Origin of the sequence: Agromyces sp. NPDC058136 (assembly GCF_042884375.1) — a bacterium.
In the GTDB taxonomy this organism is placed as follows: Bacteria; Actinomycetota; Actinomycetes; order Actinomycetales; family Microbacteriaceae; genus Agromyces.
Genome location: NZ_JBHVUA010000002.1, coordinates 95981 through 111313, shown reverse-complemented (window position 1 = coordinate 111313; position 15333 = coordinate 95981). Strand labels below are relative to the sequence as shown.

The 15333-nt window shown below is 71.6% G+C and carries 13 protein-coding genes; 7 read left to right on the top strand and 6 right to left on the bottom strand.

The window, feature by feature from the left end:
* The first annotated feature begins 116 nt into the window (after positions 1-116).
* The 3 genes from ACFVTX_RS06875 to ACFVTX_RS06865 all read left to right on the top strand — a co-directional run bounded on the left by ACFVTX_RS06875 (position 117) and on the right by ACFVTX_RS06865 (position 3393).
* On the top strand, positions 117-1565 hold the full coding sequence (locus tag ACFVTX_RS06875) for an NAD(P)/FAD-dependent oxidoreductase (RefSeq protein WP_386898842.1): 1449 nt from the start codon (positions 117-119) through the stop codon (positions 1563-1565).
* Positions 1562-1945, top strand: coding sequence for a cupin domain-containing protein (locus ACFVTX_RS06870; protein ID WP_386898841.1), 384 nt, complete (start codon positions 1562-1564; stop codon positions 1943-1945). Before ACFVTX_RS06875 ends, ACFVTX_RS06870 begins: the two co-directional genes overlap by 4 nt.
* Before the next feature lie 71 nt (positions 1946-2016).
* Positions 2017-3393 carry an NAD-dependent succinate-semialdehyde dehydrogenase gene (locus tag ACFVTX_RS06865; protein ID WP_386898840.1) on the top strand — a complete coding sequence of 459 codons (1377 nt, stop codon included), beginning with the start codon at positions 2017-2019 and terminating at the stop codon, positions 3391-3393.
* Positions 3394-3626: 233 nt separating this feature from the next.
* Here ACFVTX_RS06865 and ACFVTX_RS06860 read toward each other — a convergent pair whose 3' ends face one another.
* The 4 genes from ACFVTX_RS06860 to ACFVTX_RS06845 form a co-directional block, all read right to left on the bottom strand.
* Positions 3627-4268: a hypothetical protein gene (locus ACFVTX_RS06860; protein WP_386898839.1), complete on the bottom strand. Its 642-nt coding sequence runs from the start codon at positions 4266-4268 to the stop codon at positions 3627-3629.
* 270 nt (positions 4269-4538) lie between these two features.
* On the bottom strand, positions 4539-5258 hold the full coding sequence (locus ACFVTX_RS06855; protein ID WP_386898838.1) for a winged helix-turn-helix transcriptional regulator: 720 nt from the start codon (positions 5256-5258) through the stop codon (positions 4539-4541).
* Positions 5259-5271: 13 nt separating this feature from the next.
* Positions 5272-5730: a VOC family protein gene (locus ACFVTX_RS06850; protein ID WP_386898837.1), complete on the bottom strand. Its 459-nt coding sequence runs from the start codon at positions 5728-5730 to the stop codon at positions 5272-5274.
* A gap of 135 nt (positions 5731-5865) precedes the next feature.
* A complete protein-coding gene (locus tag ACFVTX_RS06845) occupies positions 5866-7524 on the bottom strand; it encodes a PucR family transcriptional regulator (RefSeq protein WP_386898836.1) in 1659 nt (552 codons plus the stop codon).
* A gap of 102 nt (positions 7525-7626) precedes the next feature.
* Here ACFVTX_RS06845 and ACFVTX_RS06840 point away from each other — a divergent pair, with 102 nt between their 5' ends.
* From ACFVTX_RS06840 to ACFVTX_RS06830, 3 genes are all read left to right on the top strand, one after another.
* The gene (locus ACFVTX_RS06840; protein ID WP_386898835.1) at positions 7627-9192 is read left to right on the top strand and encodes a CoA-acylating methylmalonate-semialdehyde dehydrogenase; all 1566 of its coding nucleotides are present in this window, start codon (positions 7627-7629) and stop codon (positions 9190-9192) included.
* A 96-nt stretch (positions 9193-9288) separates the two neighbouring features.
* Positions 9289-10728 (top strand): aspartate aminotransferase family protein, encoded by a 1440-nt coding sequence (locus tag ACFVTX_RS06835; protein WP_386898834.1) that lies wholly within the window; start codon positions 9289-9291, stop codon positions 10726-10728.
* Positions 10729-10906: 178 nt separating this feature from the next.
* The gene (locus ACFVTX_RS06830; protein WP_386898833.1) at positions 10907-12439 is read left to right on the top strand and encodes an FAD-dependent oxidoreductase; all 1533 of its coding nucleotides are present in this window, start codon (positions 10907-10909) and stop codon (positions 12437-12439) included.
* Here ACFVTX_RS06830 and ACFVTX_RS06825 read toward each other — a convergent pair.
* The gene (locus ACFVTX_RS06825; protein ID WP_386898832.1) at positions 12336-13136 is read right to left on the bottom strand and encodes a Pr6Pr family membrane protein; all 801 of its coding nucleotides are present in this window, start codon (positions 13134-13136) and stop codon (positions 12336-12338) included. The genes ACFVTX_RS06830 and ACFVTX_RS06825 overlap by 104 nt on opposite strands.
* 38 nt (positions 13137-13174) lie before the next feature.
* A complete protein-coding gene (locus ACFVTX_RS06820) occupies positions 13175-13879 on the bottom strand; it encodes a FadR/GntR family transcriptional regulator (RefSeq protein ID WP_386898831.1) in 705 nt (234 codons plus the stop codon).
* Positions 13880-14080: 201 nt separating this feature from the next.
* Here ACFVTX_RS06820 and ACFVTX_RS06815 point away from each other — a divergent pair, with 201 nt between their 5' ends.
* Positions 14081-15295 (top strand): aminotransferase class V-fold PLP-dependent enzyme, encoded by a 1215-nt coding sequence (locus ACFVTX_RS06815; RefSeq protein ID WP_386898830.1) that lies wholly within the window; start codon positions 14081-14083, stop codon positions 15293-15295.
* Positions 15296-15333: the final 38 nt, after the last annotated feature.

The window sequence follows — 15333 nt, the reverse complement described above, 5'->3', positions numbered from 1 at the left end:
TCGGTTTCGGCCAGATCGACCGGGAAACCCCCACGATCGGGACATCCCGAAGTGGCGCACCACCCGGGCGCACAGGGAGGATGGTGGGAACTACCATCGCATCGGAGTGATAACCAGTGGGCACCACCGTCTTCGAACGACGCATCCCCCAGCCCGCCGTCATCGAGCACGCGCTCGACGGCACCCAGCACTCGACCTTCTGGATCGACGACCTGCCCGAGCAGCTGAAGCCGAACCGGCCGAAGCTCGCCGGCACGAAGGTCGCCGACCTCGTCGTCGTCGGCGGCGGCTACACCGGCCTCTGGACGGCGCTGCTCGCGAAGGACCGCAACCCCGCGGCGCACGTCGTGCTCGTCGAGGCGAAGCGCGTCGGCTGGGCCGCTTCCGGCCGCAACGGCGGCTTCTGCGAGGCGAGCCTCACGCACGGCCACGAGAACGGCATGGCCCGTTGGCCGAAGGAGATGCCGCTGCTCGACCGGCTCGGCCTCGAGAACCTCGACGCCATCGAGGCGGCCGAGGCGAAGTACGGCATGGACTTCCACTTCGAGCGCACCGGGCAGCTCGCCCCCGCGGTCGAGGAGCACCAGGTCGAGTGGCTCAAGGAATGGGCCGACGAGGCGACCGCCCGCGGCGAGGAAGGGGTCGTGTACCTCGACGAGGCCGCGATGCAGGCCTCCGTCGCCTCGCCGACCTACCTCGCGGGCGTCTGGGAGCAGCGTACGAACGGCATGCTGCACCCCGCACGCCTCGCCGCCGAGCTCGCACGAGTCGCCGAGGAGCGCGGCGTCGAGATCTTCGAGCACTCCCCCGTGAAGCGCCTCGAGACGCCGGGCTCGACGGGCGCCGTGAGCGTCGTCACCGACGGCGGCCGCGTCGACGCGAAGCACGCGGTGCTCGCGACGAACGTGTTCCCGTCGCTGCTCAAGCGCAACCGGCTCATGACGGTGCCGGTGTACGACTACGTGCTCATGACCGAGCCGCTCTCCGAAGCGCAGCTCGCCGACATCGGGTGGAACGACCGCCAGGGCATCGGCGACATGGCCAACCAGTTCCACTACTACCGCCTCTCGAAGGACAACCGCATCCTCTTCGGCGGCTACGACGCGATCTACAACTACGGACGCAAGGTGCGCGAGTCGTACGAGCACCGGCCCGAGAGCTGGCAGCGTCTCGCGAGCCACTTCTTCACGACGTTCCCCCAGCTCGAGGGCCTGAAGTTCAGCCACCAGTGGGCGGGTGCGATCGACACCTCGACCCAGTTCACCGCGTTCTTCGGCACCGCCCGCGACCACCGCGTCGCCTACGCGGCCGGCTTCACGGGCCTCGGCGTCGGCTCGACCCGCTTCGCGGCCGAGACGATGCTCGACCTGCTCGAGCGTCGCGAGAACGAGCGCACCACCCTCGAGATGGTGCGCAAGCGCCCCCTCCCGTTCCCGCCCGAGCCCGCAGCGGCGATCGGCATCAACGCGACCCGCTGGTCGCTCGACCGCGCCGACCACAACCGCGGCAAGCGCAACGTGCTGCTGAAGACGCTCGACGCGCTCGGCCTGGGGTTCGACTCGTGAGCGCCGAGAACGCGGCGCTCCGCATGATCGCAGGCGCACTGACGGATGCCACGGGGCTCGCCCTCGAGCACGAGCCCGTGCCGGCCGAGCAGGTCGTCGCGGGCGCGCCCACGACCGCCTACCACCCGCTCGACGAGTCCGAGGCAGGCGAGATCGGCGTCTGGGAGATGTCGGTCGGCGCGATGCGCGACGTCGAGGTCGACGAGGTCTTCGTCGTGCTCGCGGGCGCCGCGACGGTCGAGTTCGAGCATGTGCCCTCGACGGGCCGCCCCGGCGACCCGATCGTGCTCGCACCCGGTTCGGTCGTGCGGCTCGAAGCCGGCATGAAGACCGTCTGGACGGTGCGCGAGAATCTGCGCAAGGTGTTCATCTCGCGCTGAACCCGGGCGCTGCGGCGCCCAACCCGAAACCTCTGGGCGACGAAGCCCACGCGACGAAGGAGAGAAAGCAAATGGCGAAGTACCGGGTGCAGAACCCCGCGACGGGTGAGATCGTCGAGACATTCGAGTCGGCGACCGACGCCGAGATCGAGCAGACCCTCGCGCAGGCCGACGGCGCCTACCGCGAATGGCGCGAGCGCAGCGTGCAGGAGCGCGCCGCGGCGGTGAAGCGCGTCGCCGAGATCTTCGGCGAACGGCGTGAGGAGCTCGCGCGACTCATCGCCGTCGAGATGGGCAAGTCACTCGCCGAGTCGCTCGACGAGGTCGAGTTCGCCCGCTCGATCATCGAGTACTACGCGGTGCACGGCCCGAGCCTCATCACCGACCACGAGATCCCGTCGACGGTCCCGGGCAAGGCGGTCATCGAGCAGCTGCCCGTCGGCGCCCTCCTCGGGGTCATGCCGTGGAACTTCCCGTACTACCAGGTCGCCCGATTCGCGGCGCCGAACCTCGTGCTCGGCAACACGATCATCCTGAAGCACGCCGACATCTGCGCCCGCTCGGCCCTCACGATCCAGGAGATCATGGAGGAGGCCGGCGTGCCGGTCGGCGGCTACCAGAACGTGTTCGCCTCGCACGAGCAGATCGCGACGATGATCGCCGACCCGCGCGTGCAGGGTGTCTCGCTCACGGGCTCCGAGCGCGCCGGTGCGATCATCGGCGAGCAGGCCGGCCGCAGCCTCAAGAAGGCCGTGCTCGAGCTCGGCGGCAACGATGCGATGGTCGTGCTCGACTCCGACGACGTCGCGGGCGTCGCTCGCGCTGCGTGGGACTTCCGCGTCTACAACGGCGGCCAGGTCTGCAACTCGAACAAGCGGTTCATCGTGATGGACGAGATCTACGACGAGTTCGTCGCCGAGCTCCGCCGGCTCGCGACGGGCCTCGAGCCGGGCGACCAGCTGAACCTCGCCGAGGGCCAGTACGTGCCGCTCTCCTCGCGCGCGGCCGCCGAGACGGTCAACGCCCAGGTGCAGAAGGCCGTCGCGGCCGGCGCGACCCTCGAGGTCGGCGGCGTGCTCTCCGACGGGCCGGGCGCGTACTTCTCGCCGGCGGTGCTCACGGGCGTGCCGCGAGGTTCCGAGTCGTACCGCGAAGAGATGTTCGGTCCCGTCGCGACGGTCTACCGCGTCTCCAGCGACGAAGAGGCGCTCGAGCTCGCGAACGACAGCGACTTCGGCCTCGGCGGCTCGGTGTTCTCGACCGACGAGGCACGCGCCGCACGCCTCGCCTCCCAGCTCGACGTCGGCATGACGCACGTCAACACGATCGCGGCCGAGGCCGCCGAGCTTCCTTTCGGCGGCGTCAAGCGCTCGGGCTTCGGCCGCGAGATGGGCCCGATCGGCATCGGCGAGTTCTCCAACCGCCGCCTGTCGTTCGTCGCGAAGTAGCGCTCCCGCTGGTTGAGGAGCGCCGGCGCGAAGCGACGACCACCCGCTGGTTGAGGAGCGCCGGCGCGCAGCGACGACCACCCGCCGGTCGAGGAGCGCCCGCGCGCAGCGACGACCACCCGCCGGTCGAGGAGCGCCGGCGCGAAGCGACGACGCGTCTCGAAACCAGGCAACCCACCGCCCAGCACGGCCCGGTCACCTTCCCGATGACCGGGCCGTGCTGCGTCCGCGGCTCAGCCGCAGAACTCCTTCGGCACGCCGGCACGGTCTTGCACGCCGATCGAGATGACCTTGTCCCCCTCGACGAGGAAGTTGAGGTAGCCCGCCGTCTCGTCACCCGCGGCATATCCGTACGACTCGGCACCGGCCTGGTTCGACGGCACCAGCCCGGGGTAGGCCGCCGCGAGCTCTTCCATCGTCGACCCGAAGACGATGCCTTCCTCGGTCGACGGCGATGGGGGCACCGTTCCGTCGCCGACGTCGCGACCGTTCGCCCACACGGCGCCGACCGTGCCGTCGTCGAGGACGGTGACTACGATCTGGCCGGTGCCCTCCTGACTCAGTCCGATGACGCCGGGGCACCACTCGTTCGCCTCGAATGCCGTGAAACCCGCGACCGTCTCGGCGGCATCGGCGCCGCGAACGATGGGCCCGATGCCCTGGGCCGTGATCACCCACGTCGTCACGTCGGCCGGGTCGAGCGCGGTCGGTGTCGGATCGGGAGCGGGGGCTTCGGCACTCGGGCTGGGTGCCGGGGTCGCCTCGGCCGACGGGTTCGGGGCCGCTCCGGCGCTCGTGCACCCGACGAGCACGACGAGGCCGGCGGCGGCGAGGGCGCCGCTCAACAGGGCGCGGAAGGGTCTGTGGTTCGGCATGGTCTCTCGCTCTCGGATCGACGACGGTTTCATTGGGAGGGTTTCGAAGCTTGCCCGCTGGTTGAGGAGCGCCGGCGCGAAGCGACGACGCGTCTCGAAACCACGCAACCGGCCCACCAGAAGGCCCGCCCTGGTTTCGAGACGCGTCCGACTCCGTCGGGCGCTCCTCAACCACCGAACCTCGTCTGGTTTCGAGACGCGTCCGACTCCGTCGGGCGCTCCTCAACCGCCGAACCTCACCCGTCGGGCGCTCTCAACCAGCGCGGGCGACTACGCGGCGGCGGCCCCGAGCCCGGGCGTCGGCGCCGACTCCATCGCGAAGGTGGTCGTGAAGCGAGCGAGCAGATCGCGGTCGCCCGCGAACGACGGCACGGATGCCTCGCCCGCGAGCAGCCCGCGCAGCTCGCCCGGTGCGAGCTCGAGCTCGAGCACGGCCTGCGGCACGGGTTCGAGCGCCGAGCGTCGGCGCGGCTGCGGCAGGGCGCCGTCGCCGACGGGCACGACGTCGAGGCTCGGGCCGACGACGATGGCCGACACCGAGACGCCCGGCTCGTCGGCGCCCGCCACGTGCAGCACGTACTCGGTGGGCGGCAGCGACGCCGCGGCATCCGGCCGGAATGCCGCGCGCAGCGCGACCGCGACGGAATCGGCGCTGATCGTCTCGCCGTCGCCGGGCTCGCCGAGCAGCGCCCAGCCCCAGCGTTCGAGCGAGGCGACGACCGGTTCGAGGCCGCGGCCGAGCTCGGTGAGCTCGTAGCCGCCGCGTACGCTCGGCACCCGGCGGATGACGCCCGCCTCGCCGAGTTCGCGCAGGCGGTCGCTCAGGATGTTCGTCGGGATGCGCGGCAGCGAGGCCTTGAGGTCGCTGTACCGGCGCGCGCCCCCGAGCAGGTCGCGGACGATGAGCAGTGCCCACCGTTCGCCGACCCGCTCGAGGGCCCGTGCCACGCCGCTGTACTGTCCGAAGCCGCGCGGCGCGCGTGTCGCCATGCGAACCGCTCGCTCAGGCCGTCGCCTGGGCGGCGTCGCCCGCCTGCGCCATGTACACCTCGGGGCCCTGCTCGGCGGCGGCCTGCTCCATGAAGAGGAACTCGAGCACGTTGCCGTCGGGGTCTTCGAGGTCGCGCGAGTACATGAAGCCGTAGTCCTGCGCGTCGCGCGGCTCGGTGCCGCCCGCGGCGAGGCCCTTGGCGAGCACCGCGTCGACCTCGTCGCGCGACTCGCGGCTGAGGGCGATGAGCGCCTGCGCGTGGGTCTTCGTGTCGATGATCTGCTTGTCGGTGAAGGTGCCGAGGTACTCACGGGTGAGCACCATGAAGTAGATGTTCTCGCTGAACACCACGCAGGCGGCGTTCTCGTCGGTGAAGAGCGGGTTGATGGTGAACCCGAGGGCCTCGTAGAACGCCTTCGAGCGGTCGAGGTCGGTGGTGGGCAGGTTCACGAAAATGCTGGTCGCGGTCATGATCGTCTCCGTTGGGATCGGTGTCGTCGTTCGATTTCGGATCGTGCGAGCACCAGCTTGCTCTTCACAAGTTCACTTGTCAAGAGCAAGTACTTGTTTTCTACAAGTGGATGCCGCGGGGCCGACCCGAACCGCTCAGCGGAGCGCGCTCCGCCGCACGAGGAGCGCGAGATGCAGCGCCGTCAACGTCTCGCCGTCGTCGAGATCGACGTCGAGCAGCTGCCCGATGAGCGAGAGCCGCTGGTAGAACACCGAACGCGACAGGTGCGACGCCGCCGCCGCCGCGGTGCGGTTGCCGGGATGCGCGAGCGTCGCCGCGAGCACGTCGAGGAGGTCGCCGTCGCGCGCCAGGTCGTACTCGATGAGCGGCGCGAGCATGCGCTCGCTGTGCCGCAGCAGCCGATGGTCGTCGCGGAGCGATGTCACGAGCCGGATCAGCGGCCGATCCTCGGCCCGACGGATCGCGAGGCCGCGCTGCGACCGCGACCCCGGCGCACGCGCCAGGTCGATCGCCTCCTGCACCGAGCCGAGCAGCCCGTCGAGCCCCGAGGCCGCCTGCCCGATCGAGAGCACCAGATGATCGACGGATGCCGCCTCGCCCGCCGCCGCAGCGGCGAACTCGCGCGCGGCGGCGTCGTCGAAGCGCGCCGCCGCGGGCAGCGACAGCAGCACGACCACGGCATGGTGCTGCCGGGACCAGCCCGGCGCCGCCCCGGCGACGGCGCGTCCGCCGAGCGCCCGCGCCGCGGCATCCGCCCGTGCCGCCGTGACCGGCGCCCCCGTCACGACGAGGCCGATCAGCGTCGCGCCCTCGACCTTCAGCCCTGCGGCCGTGAGCCGCGCCGCGGCGGCCGGGAGCCCCGCGAACCGGCCCTCGAGCAGCCCGTCGATGAGCCGCTGCCGCCCGGCGCGCACCCACTCGTCGGCGTCGTCGCCGTCGGCGAGGCGGCCCAGCGCGAGCGCGATGGCGCCCTGCTCGAGCACACCGAGACGGCCCGCCGGGTGCGCCGGGCCGGGCAGCGCCACGAGGTGGCCCCACCGGATGCCACGTGCCTCGACCGGCACGATCGACCACTCGCCCGGGCTCCGATGGGCCTGTCGCGAACGCTGCCCCCACTCGGCGAGCAACGCCTCTTCGGCCCCGGCGGGCACCTCGGCCGCGACGACCTCGAACGCGAGGTTCTCGAGCACGACCGCTGAGCCGAGCGTCTGCGCCAGTTGGGCGACGATGTAGTCGGCGGGCGACCCGCGCAGGCTCAGCGCCGTGAAGCGCTCGCGCACCTCGTCGCGGGCGCGCAGCGCCGCCGTCTGCTCGGAGATGATGCGGCTGTGCACCGCCTCGGTCAGGGTGACGAACTTCACCTCGCGGTGCAGGGCGACGAGGGCGAGCCCGCGCTCGCGCGCCGACTGCTCGACGACGGCCGGCACGTAGCGGTAGTGCACGCCGAGCTCGAGCACCAGCCCCGCGATGCCCGCCTCGACGAGGCCCGCGACGAACGCACGGAGCTCGTCGGGGTCGGTCGGCCAGCCCGAGCCGGTCGAGAGCAGCAGCTCGCCGCCGTCGAGCAGGCGGGCCACGCCCGCGCTGTCGGAGACGTGCACCCAGCGCACCCGGGCGTCGAGCGCGTCGCCGTCGCCCGAGACCACCTCGGGGACGCCCGCGACGACCTCGGGGAGCGCGAGGATCTCGCGCACCGTGGGCAGCGCGGCGCCGTCGTCGGCGCCGGCCGAGGACTCGCCCGGCCCCGCCGGACGTTCCGTTCGGATCGACTCATCTTCGCGACGGTCTGCCACCACTTCGCCCACTTCGCCTCTGCAACACTTGGAATCACAAGCTTAGCCGAGCCTCGGTCACTCTGTCCGACCGGCACCCATGCACAGCTGGAAGGAGCTGCGATGAGCATCACCGAGACCGCCACGTCACCGACCTCGACCCCCGAGGTCCCGGTGATCGGCCACTGGATCGACGGCGCGATCCGCCCGTCGACCTCGGGCCGCACGGCCCCTGTCTACAACCCCGCCACCGGTGCGGTCCAGGCCGAGGTGGCCCTCGCCGACCAGGCCGAGATCGACGAGGCCATCGCCTCGGCGCAGGCCGGCTACCTGGTGTGGAGCGAGTACTCCATCGCGAAGCGCCAGACGGTGCTCTTCGCGTTCCGCGAGCTGCTCAACTCGCGCAAGGGCGAGCTCGCCGCGATCATCACGGCCGAGCACGGCAAGGTGCTCTCCGACGCGATGGGCGAGATCCTCCGCGGCCAGGAGGTCGTCGAGCTCGCGACCGGGTTCCCCCACCTGATCAAGGGCGCATTCAGCGAGAACGTCTCGACGGGCATCGACGTCTATTCGCTGAAGCAGGCCCTCGGCGTGGTCGGCATCATCAGCCCCTTCAACTTCCCGGCCATGGTGCCGATGTGGTTCTACCCGATCGCGATCGCCGCAGGCAACGCCGTCGTCCTGAAGCCGAGCGAGAAGGACCCCTCGGCTGCACTGTGGATGGCCGAGCTCTGGAAGGAGGCCGGTCTCCCCGACGGCGTCTTCACGGTGCTGCAGGGCGACAAGGAGGCCGTCGACGGCCTGCTCACCTCGCCCGTCGTGCAGTCGATCTCGTTCGTCGGCTCGACCCCGATCGCCCAGTACATCTACGAGACCGCCTCGAAGCACGGCAAGCGCGTCCAGGCGCTCGGCGGCGCGAAGAACCACATGCTCGTGCTGCCCGACGCCGACCTCGACCTCGTCGCCGACCAGGCCGTGAACGCGGGCTACGGCGCCGCGGGCGAGCGCTGCATGGCGATCTCGGTGGTGCTCGCAGTCGAGCCCGTCGCCGACGAGCTCATCGGCAAGATCAGCGAGCGCATCGCGAAGCTCAAGATCGGCAACGGCGCGGGCGTCGACGGCATCGAGCCCGACATGGGCCCGCTCATCACCGACGTGCACCGCGACAAGGTGTCGTCGTACGTCGACATCGCCGAGGCCGACGGCGCGAAGATCGTCGTCGACGGCCGCGGTTTCACGGTCGACGGCCACGAGGACGGCTTCTTCTTCGGCCCGACCCTCATCGACGACGTGCCCACGACCTCGCGCGCCTACACCGAGGAGATCTTCGGCCCGGTGCTCTCGATCGTGCGCGTCGAGAGCTACGACGAGGGCCTCGACCTCATCAACTCGGGCCAGTTCGGCAACGGCACGGCGATCTTCACGAACGACGGCGGCGCAGCCCGCCGCTTCCAGAACGAGGTGCAGGTCGGCATGATCGGCATCAACGTGCCGATCCCCGTGCCCGTCGCCTACCACTCCTTCGGCGGCTGGAAGCAGTCGCTCTTCGGCGACGCGAAGGCCTACGGCGTGCACGGCTTCGACTTCTTCACCCGCGAGAAGGCCGTCACGAGCCGCTGGATCGACCCGGCCACCCGCAGCGACAGCGCGCACACCGGCATCAACCTGGGCTTCCCCCAGAACCACTGACCTCCGTCGGTCGAGTAGCGCGGAGCGCGTATCGAGACCTCGAGGGTCTCGATACGCTTCGCTACTCGACCGGCGATGCTCCGAAAGGCATCCGATATGACCGACACCATCACCGACGTCACCGGCGACGAGCTCGCCACCGGCACCGAGGCGGTCTACACCGACCGCCACGGCACCGTGCACGCACTGCCCGACACGGCCGCCGACGCGCAGGTGCGCGCCGACGACCGGGCCCACGTGTTCCACTCGTGGAGCGCGCAGGCCCTCATCGACCCGCTGCCGATCGCCGCGGGCGAGGGGGCCACGTTCTGGGACTACCAGGGCAACGCCTACCTCGACTTCTCGTCGCAGCTCGTGAACCTGAACCTCGGGCACCAGCACCCCGACCTCGTCGCCGCCATCCAGCAGCAGGCCGGTCGTCTCGCGACGATCCAGCCGTCGATGGCGTCCGACGTGCGCGGCGAGCTCGCCCGCCGCATCGCCGAGGTCGCCCCGGGCGACCTCGACAAGGTGTTCTTCACGAACGGCGGCGCCGACGCGAACGAGTACGCGGTCCGCATGGCGCGCGCCGTGACGGGACGCCGCAAGGTGCTCTCGATGTACCGCAGCTACCACGGCGGCACCGCGACGGCGATCTCGCTCACGGGCGACCCGCGCCGTTGGGCGAACGAACCGAGCGACGGCAGCGTCGCGCACTTCTTCGGCCCGTACGAGTACCGCTCGGCCTGGGGCTCGACGAGCCCCGAGGAGGAGGCGCAGCGTGCGCTCGCCCACCTCGAGCAGGTCATCGTGCTCGAGGGCGCGTCGACCGTCGCCGCGGTCATCCTCGAGACGGTCGTCGGCACGAACGGCGTGCTGGTGCCGCCGCCCGGCTACCTCGAGGGCGTCCGCGCGCTCTGCGACAAGTACGGCATCGTCTACATCGCCGACGAGGTCATGGTCGGCTTCGGCCGCATCGGCGAGTGGTTCGCGGTGAACCACTTCGGCGTCACCCCCGACCTCATCACGTTCGCGAAGGGCGTCAACTCTGGCTACGCCCCGCTCGGCGGCGTCGTGATCTCGCAGAAGATCGCCTCGCACTTCGACACCGTGGCGTTCATGGGCGGCCTGACCTACTCGGGTCACCCGCTCGCCTGCGCCCCCGGCGTCGCGACCTTCGAGGTGTTCGAGCGCGACGGCATCCTCGAGCGCGTGCGCGACCTCGGCGAGCGCGTCGTCGGTCCGCGCCTCCGCGAGATCGCCGCGAAGCACCCGTCGGTCGGCGAGGTGCGCGGCGTCGGCCTGTTCTGGGCGATCGAGCTCGTGAAGGATGCCGCGACGCGCGAGCCGCTCGTGCCGTTCAACGCCGCAGGCGCCGACGCCGCCCCCATGGGCGCCGTGGCCGCCGCGTGCAAGAAGGCGGGCCTGTGGCCGTTCGTGCACTTCAACCGCATGCACGTCGCCCCGCCGCTCGTCATCAGCGAGGAGGAGCTCGTGCGCGGCCTCGACATCATCGACGAGGCGCTCACCGTCGCCGACGGCTACGTCACGGCGTAGCCGCCCCGCACCGGCCCGCACGGATCGCCCGCATCTGCACGGATGCGGGCGATTCGTCGTCTCCCGCGCTGCTTCTGCAGGAGAAGTGCACTGGCGACCTCGAATACGCACCCCTCAGCGCAATTCTCCTGCAGAAGCAGCGGGTGGGCGCGGGGAGGCGGTCGGATAGCCTGAGGGCATGCGAGTGCGGGCTGAGCGGCTGGGCATGAGCCGCCGGGGGTTCCTCGCCGCCGCGCTCGCGGGAACCGCGACCGTCGTGCTCGCGAGCTGCACCGAACCGCAGCCGAGCCCCACCCCGCCGCCGACGACCACTCCGACGGGCAGCCCCGCCCCGTCCCCAGTGCCGACCCCGCCCGGCGTTCCGCAGCCGACGGCGCTGCGCCGCTCGCGCTGGGGCGCCGATCCCTTCGCCCGCGGTGCGTTCAGCTTCGACGCGGCGGGCACGACGACCGAACTGCGCGAGGAGCTCGGCCGGCCCGTCGCCGACCGCGTCTTCTTCGCCGGCGAGGCGTGCGACGCCGAGGCGCCCGGCACCCTGCGCGGCGCACGCGACTCGGGCGCCCGTGCGGCTGCGCTCGTGCTCGAGCTCGCCGAGCCGGGCGAGCGCGTCGCCGTCATCGGCGCCGGCCTCGCCGGGCTGACCGCCGCCCGCGCCCTCGCCGACGCCGGGCTCGAGGTCGTCGTCATCGAGGCGCGCGACCGCGTCGGCGGGCGCATCGACACCGTCGACGCCGCCGGCTTCGACGGCCCGATCGAGCTCGGCGCGCTCGTCGTCGCGAGCCCCGCCCTGCGAGCGACGCTGCCCGACTCGGTGGTGCAGACGCCGATCGCCGCCCCCGTCGAAGCCAGCACCGCCGCCGGCGCGACCGTGCCGATCCCCTCGACCGGGCCCGACGCGATCGCCGCGGCGCAGGAGTGGGCGGCCGCCCAGCCCGCACCGCGCACGCACGACCTCTCGCTCGCGACCGCCCTCGTCGAGTCGGGCACGAGCGCCTCGCTCTCGACCGCGCCCGACGAGTCGGGCGTCTCTCCCGCGGCCTGGCTCGCGCACACGGTCACGAGCGGCGTCGGCGTCGAGACCGGTGCGACGGCGAACCGCGTCTCGGCGCTCGCCGAGCTCGGTCGGGGCCCGGCGGCCGGCGACGCCGACCCCGATTCCGAGAGCCGCCCGACGCTCGCCCGCGGTCTGGCCACCGCCCTGGACGCCGACGCCGACGCGCTCGACATCGCCGTGATGAGCGTCGTCACCCGCATCGCCTACGACGAACGCCGGGTGAGCCTCCGGCTCGACTCGGGCGAGTCGCTCACCGTCGACCGGGTCGTCGTCACCGTGCCCCTCGGGGTGCTGAAGACCGACACCCTGCGCTTCTCCCCCGCCCTGCCGCTCATGCACCAGCGGGCGATCGCGCGCCTCGGCGTCGGCCTCGTCGACACGGTCTGGCTGCGCTTCGACGAGCCGTTCTGGCGCGCCGCCGGCGGCGAGGGCGACACGAGCGGCGCTGCCCCCGCGGCATCCGTCACCGTGCTCACCGTCGTCGGTCAGACGCCGAGCGTCGCCGCCTGGCTCGACGTGGGCGCCCCCACGGGCGAGCCCGTGCTCGTCGGCCTCATCGCGGCGACGCAGGCGGAGCGTCTCGAGCAACTCGACGACGCGGAGTTCGCGGCCGCGGTGCTCGCCGATCTCGCGCCCTTCGCCACAGCCACCGGTTGACGGCGACGAGCCCGGCGGTCAACGTCACGAAGATGACCAGCACGAGCGCGCAGTAGAGCGCGACGCCGACCGGGCCGCCGACCTGCGCCTCGTCGAGGAAGAAGTACGGGTACCACCCGACGTCGGCGCCGCGTACGAGCGTGTACACGAGCCACCCCGACGGGAAGACGAGCACGAACCCGACCGTCCGCCACGGCACGGGCGGGTTCAGGGCCATGATGCTGTCGGCCGTCCACGCGATCACGGCGAGCGCGGGCACGACGAAGTGCAGCAGGGTATCCGACCAGGGCACGTCGACCCGGTAGTCGCGGGTCGACGCCTGGGCGACGATGACGCCGAACACGATGCCCGAGACCAGCACGTACACCGTCACCATGGTGCGGAGCACCCCGAGCCAGGCGGGGTCGCGTTCGGCGGTGAGCGCGTACCCGCCGGCGATCGCGAGCGTCACGACCGCGAGGAACGCGGACTGCACCGTGAAATAGCTGAAGAAGTTCGCCGTCGCGAAGAAGCGGAACCCGAGCACGTACTCGAAGTTGCCGACGAGGGCCACGACCTCGAGCACCGCCACGAGCAGTCGGAAGACGCCGAGTCCACGGCGGGCCGGCAGGATCCGGCGCGTCCGCGCCCGCTGCACCGGCGACTCCCGCTGCGCCCGCTCCTCCCGAACCGTCGGTCCGGGGCTGCGAGCGGGCATGCCACCACGCTACGCCCTGCCCGGCGGTGGGAGGCGGCTCAGGTCGCGGTGGGCAGGGCCTTCGCGACGGGGGCCGGGCGGATCGTGCGAAGCCACTGCTCGGTCTGCGCGACGTGCGCCGCGGCCGCGGCCTCGGCAGAAGCCGGGTCGCGGTTCACGAGCGCGGCGAGGATCTCGCGGTGCCCGCGGTCGCTCACCTGCTTCATGTCGGGCCCCGAGGGGAGGTCGAACACCTGGTACGCCCGCGACCGGGAGCGGAACGTCCGGAGCAGCTCGACGAGGGCCGCGTTACCGGCGAGCTTCGCGATCGTCTCGTGGAAGAGGGCGTCGAGCTCGGTGCCCTGCTCCCCCTCCAGGGCTTCGAGCTCGTCGAGGATCGCACGGAGCTCGGACTCGCCGGCCCCCGTCATGCGGGCCGCCGCCTGCGACGCGGCATGGGACTCGAGGACTCGGCGCACCTCGTAGAGCTCGATGAACGCGTCGAACGGCATGAGCTCCACCGTGAGACTGAGCGCGCCGATGATGTTCGCGGGTTCGAGGGCCGAGACGTAGGTGCCGGATCCATGACGGGACTCGATCACCCCGAGCGCATCGAGCATGCGCACCGCTTCACGGAGCGACCCGCGGGAGACGCCCAGCCGCTCGCACAGCTCGGCCTCCGGCGGGAACTTCTGGCCGGGCGCGAGTTCGCCCGACGCGATGATGTGGCGCAGTCCGTGGAATGCGTCGTCGATCGCGCTCATGCTGTCCGTCTTCCTGGTCGACGTCGGGCCGTGTTGATCAGCATAGAGGGCACAACTCGGCACTAGTCATCTTATGACTTTGTGGATAGAGTCACCTTGGTCGGCCCTGAAGCCTAAGATTCGGATGAGTCATCCAATCTCTTTCGAGCGGAACGCGTCCGACATCACCGCTGATGATCAACGACAAGGACGACCGCACCAGTGACCACCGCAGCGCCCACCGCCCTCGCCTTCGCCGACGGCTCGCCCGCCTCGACCGGCTGGACTCTCAGCGATACCGCGCTGCACACGAATCACGGCTCGTTCGGCGCCGTCCCTCGTCGAGTGCAGGAGGAGCAGAACCGCCTCCGCGCCGTCATGGACGCCGGGCCGGTCGACTGGTTCTCGACCCTGCCCGCCCGCGTGGGAGACGCCCGCCGCTCCATCGCCGCGATCGTGGGCGCCGCCCCCGAGCACACGGCCCTCGTGCCCAACGCGAGCGGCGGCGCGAGCGTCGTCTACAACAGCCTCACCGCGCGGCCCGGCGCCGAGATCGTGGTCACCGACCACGGCTACGGTGCGGTCACGATGGGCGCCGAACGGGCCGCGCGCCGCTGGGGCGGCCGGGTCGTGACCGCACGGGTGCCGCTCGACGCGACGCCCGCCGAGGCGCATGAGCGCATCATGGCCGCCTGCACCGACGCGACACGACTCATCGTCATCGACCACATCACCTCGGCGACGGCGCGATTCCTGCCGGTCCGCGAGGTCGCGGCATCCGCTCGAGCGCGCGGGATCACGACCCTCGTCGACGGCGCCCATGTCCCCGGACTGTACGACGCCCCCCTCGACGGGCTCGACTGCGACGTCTGGGTCGGCAACCTGCACAAGTTCGCGTGCTCGCCCCGCGGGGCCGCCGTGCTCGTCGCCACCGGGGAGCTCCGGCACGAGCTGTTCCCCCTCATCGACTCATGGGGAGCCCCGCACCCGTTCCCCGAGCGGTTCGACACGCAGGGCACCCTCGACGTGACGAGCTACCTCGCCGCCCCCGACTCGTACGCGTTCATCGACGAGCACTGGGGATGGCCGACGGTGCGCAGGTACATGACGGAGCTCGCCGACTACGCCGAGGCGCTGATCGCCGGCGCGTTCGCCGAACGCACCGGCGAGGACCACCGCGTCGACGTCGGTGCACCCGTGAACGCCCTGCGCCTCGTCCGCCTGCCGGCCGGACTCGCCCGGACCCACCCCGAGGCCGACGCCCTGCGCGACCGCGTCGTCCGCGAGTTCGGCGTCGAAGCGGCGTTCACGAGCTTCAACGGCGTCGGCTACTACCGTCTCTCCACCCACGCGTACAACACCGCTCACGACTTCGAGGCGTTCGTCGACCGGTTGGTCCCGACGCTCTGCGAGCTCGCAGCGGAAGCGCGCCCCTGAACCGAACACCCCACCGAAGCACGATCGCACCCCCCAAG